Raw genomic sequence first — 6,754 nt, 5'->3', positions numbered from 1 at the left:
CGGCGGCGGTGTCCGGGGGCCGGGGCAGCTGGGCACGGGCGTCTCGCCGGGGAAGCTGGCGCTCGTGACCCGCGTCCATCCTCTCGCACCGGGGCACGGGGTCGCAGCGCGGCGTCCCCCGGCAGGGGGTGCGGGGGTGCGGAAGGGTTTTCGGGGACGGCGCGTTGTGCTGGGTATGAGCCTCCCCTTCACGAACACGGTCTCCGTTGCGGTCATCGGCGCCGGGCAGGCGGGGCTGAGCGCCGCGCATCACCTCCTGCGCCGCGGCTTCCGCGAGCTTGCGCCGGAGCAGGCGCTCGGCCGCGCCCCGCTGCGTTCCGAGCCCGGCGAGCGCAGCTTTGTCGTGCTCGACGCGGAGACCGGGCCGGGCGGCGCGTGGCGGCACCGCTGGCAGAGCCTGACGATGCGCACGGTGAACGGGATCCACGAGCTGCCCGGGATGGCCCCGATCACGCCGGATCCGCAGTCGCCGAGTTCCGCGTTCCTCCCGGCGCTGTTCGCGGAGTACGAGGGGGAGCAGCCGCTCAGCCCGATCCGACCGGCCACGGTCTCGCGGGTCAGCGCGGAGCGGGCCGAGGGGCCGCTCACGGTCGCGTTCTCGGTCGACGGGGCGTCTCATGCGCTGCTGGCCGACGCGGTCATCAATGCGACGGGAACCTGGACCAAGCCGTTCTGGCCCTTCGTGCCCGGCATCGATCGCTTCGGCGGGGAGCAGCTGCACACGGCTGATTTCGTCTCCGCGGAGGCCTTCCGTGGCCGCCGGGTCGCCGTGGTGGGCGGCGGGATCTCCGCGGTGCAGTTCCTCGATGAGCTGTCCCTCGTGACCGACACGCTCTGGTTCACGCGCCGCGAGCCCGAGTGGCGGGACGACGATTTTGACACCGCCGCGCGGATCGCGGCGGTGCAACGGGTCGAGGATCGGGTGCGCGCGGGCTTGCCGCCGGAGTCCGTGGTCGCGGTGACGGGGCTCATCTGGACGCCGAGTCTGCGCGCGGCCGCCGCGCGGGGGGCGCTGGATCGCAGGCCCATGTTTCGCTCAATTGAGCCCGACGGGGTGCGGATGCCGGACGGGGCGTTGCTGCCGGTCGACGTCATCCTGTGGGCCACGGGGTTCCGGGCGGCCCTCGATCATCTCGCCCCGCTCGGGTTGCGGACCGCGGGCGGCGGGATCGTGATGGACGGCACCGCGGCGAGCGCCGACCCGCGCGTGCACCTCGTGGGCTACGGCCCGTCCTCGTCCACGATCGGGGCGAATCGCGCCGGTCGGGCCGCGGTGAACGCCGTGCTGGCGCGCGGCTTTTCCGATGCACCGGCCGCGCGTGACCGGGATCGCGTTTCGGGGTCTGTCAGTGCCGTGTGAGAAGGTGTAATGTGCCCATTAATTTTTCTGCCATCGATTTTGAGACCGCGAACAGTAACAGCGCCTCGGCCTGCTCCGTCGGTCTGATTCGCGTGCGCGAGGGCGTGGTCGTGGATCGGCAGTACTGGCTGATTAAGCCGCCAGAGGCGTTCGCGGCGTTCCTGCCCTGGAACATCAAGATTCACGGCATCACGCCGGAGCAGGTCGAGTTCGCGGAGTCCTGGGAGCAGCAGCTCCCCCGGCTGCTGGACTTCCTCGGCGACGACATCGTGGTGGCGCACAACGCGGGCTTCGACATGGGTGTGATCAAGGGGGCCTGCGCGGCCACGATCCAGCCGACGCCGAAGCTGCGCTACCTGTGCAGCGTGCAGGTGGCACGCAAGACCTACGAGTTGCCCTCCTACAAGCTGCCGAGCGCGGCGGCGGCCGCGGGCTTCCGCGAGTTCTCCCACCACGACGCCCTCGCCGACGCGGAGGCCTCGGCCGCGATCATCTCGGACGCGGCCGGGCGGCACGGGGTCGACGATCTCGACGCGCTCGCGAAGGCCACGAAGCTGAGCATCAAGCGCCTCGTGGCCACCCCGCTGAAGCTGTAACCCCCTATTCGAAGCGCGTCGACTGGCGGCCGGTGATCCGGGCCGCGGCCCGGGCGGCGATCACTACGGTGACGGCGGCGACCGCGAAGACCGCGCCGAGCGTGATCAGATAGCTCGGCTCCGGCCAGCCGAGCTGGCGGCGGCCGGCGGTGAGCCCGGCGAGCACGCCCCAGGCTTGCAGGAAGCCGAGCCCCACGGCGGCGAGGATCACGGCGGCCAGCGGCAGCACAGTTTCTCGGACGATGATGCCGGTGAGGGTGCGCTCTGGCATCCCGGTGAGCCGGAGCAGGCCGAGGGTGCGTTTGCGGTCGATCACGCTGGAGACCGTCGCGACGGCGAGGGACACGGTGGCGATCAGCCCGACGATGGCGAGGCCGAGATTCGCGAGCGCCGTGAAGGAGGCAGCCAGCGTTTGCTGCCCGGCACCCAGGGCCTCGGCCCGGGTCATCGGCGGCAGCTCCCCCGCGCCCGAGCGGATCAGCTCGGTGCGCGCGGTCTCGAGGGCGGCGCTGCTCCCGTCGGTGCCGACGAGCAGCGTGCTGGCTTCGGGCCGCTGGCCGGGGAGGAGCCGGGTGGGGGTGATCTCGGCGGGCGAGCCGTTCAGGTAGTCGCCGAGGAACACGAACTCGGTGTCCGCGAACTCGCCCGGGGCGATGAGGCCGAGCTCGCGCGCGGAGGCGACGGTCATCGCGTAGCCGGGGCCGTTCTCCAGGGTCGCGGGGGCCCCGGAATCGCCCTCCTCGGCGGTGTGGAACACCTCGGTGATGGCCCCCACCCCGGGGATCTGGCCGAGACGGTCCAGCAGCGCCGGGTCCTCGCGAACCTCGCCCATCGTGATGAGGGTGCTGAGCGGCAGCCGGTCGGGCCCTTCCGGGGCGCTCGCCTCGAAGCGTTCCGAGGTCACCGCCCCGGCGAACACCGTCACGGCGAACACCGCGAGCACGAGGCCGGACACGGCGCGAAAGGTGGCACGCGGGGTGCGCCGGATTCGATTCATGGCGACCACCCCGGCGGCGCTGCCCGTGTGCGCCGCGACCACGGTGCTCAGCAGCCGGGTGAGCCACGGCCCGGCGATGAGCAGCCCGAGCAGGGTGAGCAGGAAGCCGAGGATGACGACGTTTCCCCACTGCCCGACGTCGACCCCGCGCACCGAGAGCAGCGTGAAGCCCAGCGTGATGAGCACACCGAGGCCGAGCGGGATCAGCCGCCACCAGTGCACGGGCTTTTCCTCGGCCCGCGCCGCGTTGCCGAGCGGGGTGGGACCGCTGCGGAGGATCTGCCAGAAGGCGGCGGCGGTGACCATCGCGATGATGCCGAGCGCGATCATCGCCGAGGCCAGCGGCCCGATCGCGAGGTCTTCGGGGAAGAACGTCCCCTCGTTGATGCTGACCCGGGCGGCCAACGGCCGCACGAGCCAGGCGAGCCCGACCCCGGCGATCGCGCCGACCGCCGCCGCCGCGCAGGTCTCGGCGGCGGCGACGAGGGCGAGCTGGCGCCCGGTCGCGCCGATGAGCCGGACGGACGCGAAGCGCTCCCGGCGCTCGGCGGCGCCCAGGTTCGTGACGATGCTGATGAATACGAGCACGGGCACGAGAATCGCGATGGCGCCGATGACCGCCACGAGGGCGTAGTTGCCGCCCACCCCGTAGCCGCCGGTGCCGAAGGAGTCCACGGGCTGGGCGAGCGGGTCCGCCCGCAGCGCCTCGACGTCCTCGCCGACGAAGGCGACCAGCGAGTCCGGGCTCGGCACCGCCGCCGGGTCGAGCACCCCCTCGAGGGTGCCAAAGCGCGCCCCGAGTTGCTCGGGCGGCACCTCGGCGACCAGGGCCGCGAGCGCCGGAGAGGCAAAGAAGTGCCCGGGCTCGGGAACGGCGGGCGCGGGAACGGTGAGGGAGTCCCCCGGTTGCAGCCCGAGGGTGAGCACCTGGATCAATTGGCCGTCGTAGGCCTGCGTCTCCGAGCGGGCGAGGGGCTCGGTCAGCGCGGAGCGGTCCTCGGTGCCCGCCGTTGCGCTGAGGTTGAGGGTCAGCGCACCGGCCCGCGCGCTGCGCGCGTCCAACCCCAGGTAAGACCCGAGGAGCAGGGAAAACAGCGCGACCCCCACCGCGACGCCCGCGGCGATGCCGGCCAGGCGACGCCTCGCCTGCGGCGTGTTCGCCACGAGCAGCCGGATCAGCGCCGGGCTCACCGCTGCCACCCCGCCGGCACCGCGATCTGGCCGTCGCGGACGATGACCTCGCGGTCCGCGTAGGCGGCGGTGCGGGCGTCGTGGGTGATCACGACGACGGCCGTGCCGCTGAGCCGGGCGAGCTCGGCGAGCTGGGTCATGACCTGCTCGGCCGCGAGGGAGTCGAGCGACCCCGTCGGTTCGTCGGCGAAGAGCACCCGGGGAGCGGTGACGAGCGCCCGCGCGATGGCGACCCGCTGCGCCTGCCCGCCGGACAGCTCCGGGGGCCGCTGGTCGAGGTGCTCGCCCAGGCCGAGCCGCTCGAGCTGGCTCCGCGCCTGCCGCAGGGCATCGCGGCGCTTCACCCCGCCGAGCAGCAGCGGGAGGCTCACGTTGTCGAGGGCGCTGAGGTCGGGCAGCAGCTGCCCGAACTGGAAGACGAACCCAAACTCGCCGAGCCGCAGCCGCGAGCGGGCGGCCTCGCCGAGCCCGGTGATCTCGACCGGGTCGGCCCCGGGTCCCGCGGTGAGGGTCACCGTGCCGGAGTCGGGCACGATCACCCCGGCCAGGGCGTGCAACAGGGTGGACTTGCCGGAGCCGGAGGGCCCCATCACGGCGAGAATTTCCCCGGGGAACAGGTCGACGTCGACCCCTCGCAACGCCTCGGTGAGGCCGAATCGAACGCGCACGCCTCGGGCCGAGATGAGCGGCTCGCTCGCGGTGAGCACGGTCGGGGCCGGGGCCGGTCGCTGTTGCTGGGTGTCGCTCATGCGCCGCGCACCTCCCCCGCGAGCTGACCGAGGCGGGACGACGTCAGGTCGATCCAGCGCAGATCCGCCTCGATGTGGAACAGGGCGTGATCGAGCAGGAGCACGTCGGCGATGCCGGCGCCCTGCTTCGCGCGGGTGAGCTCGCGCATCCGCTGCATGTGCTCGGCGCGCTGGGCGTCCAGGAGCGCGGCGGCATCGTCGCCGAGGAGCAGGGCGATCACGGTTTTCGCAAACAGGTCCGATTGCAGTTTCTCGGAGGGAGTATCCGGGGTAAACATCCACGCCGCGATCTTCTCGCGCCCGGCCGGGGTGACCCGGTAGCGCTTGCGCTCGGGCCCGGCGGCGTCGTCCGGATCGTCATCGGCGTCGATGGCGGCGATCAGGCCGTCCCGGATCATTCGGGCGAGGGTGGCATACACCTGCCCGAAGGCCAGGGGTTTCTGCCCGCCGAAGGTGCGGTCGTAGCTGTGCTTGAGGTCGTAGCCGTGCGAGGGTTCGACGCTGAGCAGGCCGAGCAGGGCGAGTGCGTTGTTCATAGCGGCAACTATACACCGAGTGTATAGATACGGAAACCCGGCCGCGTTCCGCGCGGAACCGTGCCCGCCTAGGCGCGCTGGAGCCAGGCGAGCACGGCGAGGACGCGGCGGTGCCCGCCCTGGGCGTCCTCGAGCGCGAGCTTCTGGAAGATCTGCGAGATGTTCTTTTCGACCGCGCCCTGCCCGATCACGAGCGCCCGGGCGATCTCCTGGTTCGTGCGCCCCTCCGCCATCCCGGCCAGCACTTCGGTCTCGCGCGCGGTGAGCTGGGCGATCGGGTCCGAGCGGCGGCTCATCAGCTCGCGCACCACCTGCGGGTCAAGGACGGTGCCGCCCCGGCAGACCCGCTCGACCGCGTCCCGCAGCTCATCGAGCGAGGCGACCCTGTCCTTCAGCAGGTACCCGACGCCCTCGGCGCCCCCCGCGAGCAGCTCCGCCGCGTAGACGACCTCCACGTACTGGCTGAGCAGCAGCACCGCACGCTTGGGGTTGCGACGGCGCAGCTCGATCGCCGCACGCACCCCCTCGTCGCGGAAACCGGGTGGCATCCGCACGTCCAGCACCACGACGTCGGCCTCGGTCGCCTCGAGGGCGGCGAAGAGGGATGTCGCGTCCCCCACGGCCGCGACGGTCTCGTAGCCGGCCTCGTCGAAGAGGCGCACGAGGCCCTCGCGGAGGAGGACGGAGTCTTCGGCGAGGGCGACGCGGATGGGGCGCTGGGCTTCGTTCACGCCCCCAAGGATACGGGCACGGTGGCGGTGACCACGCTCGGCCCGCCCGCCGGGCTCGACACGCGGAGGCTGCCGCCGATGCCGCGGAGCCGCTCGGCGAGACCGGCGACGCCGTGCCCCGGCACCTCGACGATGCCGCCCGAGCCCTGGTCCCGGACCGTCAGCTCCACGGTCGCCGCGTGCAGCCCGTCGACGAGCGCGATGCTCACGCGCTCCGCGCCGGAGTGCTTCGCCGCGTTCGTGAGCAGCTCGGCCGCGACGAAGTACAGATTCCGCTCCAGCTCCGGGGACAGCGCTGCCCGCGCGGTCACGGTCAGATCAACGGGCATGGGCCCCCGCGCGGCCAGGGTCTGCAGGGCCGCGGGCAGACCCCGATCGCCGAGGATCGGCGGGGCAAAGCCGCGGGAGAGCGCGCGGAGTTCGTCGAGGGTGTCCTTGGCGGTGCCGCGGGCCTCCCCGAGCAGCTGCGCCGCCGCCGCCGGATCGTCCGAGAGCCGGCGCTCCGCCGCCGCGAGGTCCATCTGCAGGCGCACGAGCCGCTGCTGGGGGCCGTCGTGCAGGTCACGCTCCAGCTGCCCGAGCGTCCGGTTCTCG

General features: G+C 72.8%; 7 protein-coding genes. 2 read left to right on the top strand and 5 right to left on the bottom strand.

Annotation, left to right across the window (positions count from 1 at the left end; translation table 11 throughout):
- The first annotated feature begins 175 nt into the window (after window positions 1-175).
- Together OOT08_RS14230 and OOT08_RS14225 are read left to right on the top strand one after the other, a co-directional pair.
- The gene (locus OOT08_RS14230) at window positions 176-1,360 is read left to right on the top strand and encodes an FAD-dependent oxidoreductase (RefSeq protein ID WP_325093447.1); all 1,185 of its coding nucleotides are present in this window, start codon (window positions 176-178) and stop codon (window positions 1,358-1,360) included.
- A gap of 11 nt (window positions 1,361-1,371) precedes the next feature.
- The gene (locus OOT08_RS14225; RefSeq protein WP_325093446.1) at window positions 1,372-1,956 is read left to right on the top strand and encodes a 3'-5' exonuclease; all 585 of its coding nucleotides are present in this window, start codon (window positions 1,372-1,374) and stop codon (window positions 1,954-1,956) included.
- Window positions 1,957-1,960: 4 nt separating this feature from the next.
- Here OOT08_RS14225 and OOT08_RS14220 read toward each other — a convergent pair whose 3' ends face one another.
- The 5 genes from OOT08_RS14220 to OOT08_RS14200 all read right to left on the bottom strand — a co-directional run.
- Complete coding sequence (locus tag OOT08_RS14220) at window positions 1,961-4,144, bottom strand: FtsX-like permease family protein (protein WP_325093445.1); 2,184 nt, start codon at window positions 4,142-4,144, stop codon at window positions 1,961-1,963.
- Complete coding sequence (locus OOT08_RS14215; protein ID WP_325093444.1) at window positions 4,141-4,893, bottom strand: ABC transporter ATP-binding protein; 753 nt, start codon at window positions 4,891-4,893, stop codon at window positions 4,141-4,143. The genes OOT08_RS14220 and OOT08_RS14215 overlap by 4 nt, the downstream gene beginning before the upstream one ends.
- Window positions 4,890-5,429: a PadR family transcriptional regulator gene (locus OOT08_RS14210; protein ID WP_325093443.1), complete on the bottom strand. Its 540-nt coding sequence runs from the start codon at window positions 5,427-5,429 to the stop codon at window positions 4,890-4,892. The genes OOT08_RS14215 and OOT08_RS14210 overlap by 4 nt, the downstream gene beginning before the upstream one ends.
- A 68-nt stretch (window positions 5,430-5,497) precedes the next feature.
- Entirely contained in the window at window positions 5,498-6,160 is a 663-nt protein-coding gene (locus tag OOT08_RS14205) for a response regulator transcription factor (protein ID WP_325093442.1), read from the bottom strand.
- On the bottom strand, window positions 6,157-6,754 hold a 598-nt coding region (locus OOT08_RS14200), incomplete at its 5' end, for a sensor histidine kinase (RefSeq protein ID WP_325093441.1). The genes OOT08_RS14200 and OOT08_RS14205, both read right to left, overlap by 4 nt.

Source organism: Leucobacter sp. M11, assembly GCF_035726885.1.
In the GTDB taxonomy this organism is placed as follows: Bacteria; Actinomycetota; Actinomycetes; order Actinomycetales; family Microbacteriaceae; genus JAPFRB01.
The sequence above is the reverse complement of the archived record's forward strand: the minus strand, read 5'-3'. Positions and strand labels throughout refer to the sequence as shown.

Bases quoted from the DNA above. Each gene is read 5' to 3' on its own strand.
- OOT08_RS14230 (WP_325093447.1), top strand. From the start codon at position 176: ATGAGCCTCCCCTTCACGAACACGGTCTCCGTTGCGGTCATCGGCGCC.
- OOT08_RS14215 (WP_325093444.1), bottom strand. From the start codon at position 4,893: ATGAGCGACACCCAGCAACAGCGACCGGCCCCGGCCCCGACCGTGCTC.
- OOT08_RS14210 (WP_325093443.1), bottom strand. From the start codon at position 5,429: ATGAACAACGCACTCGCCCTGCTCGGCCTGCTCAGCGTCGAACCCTCG.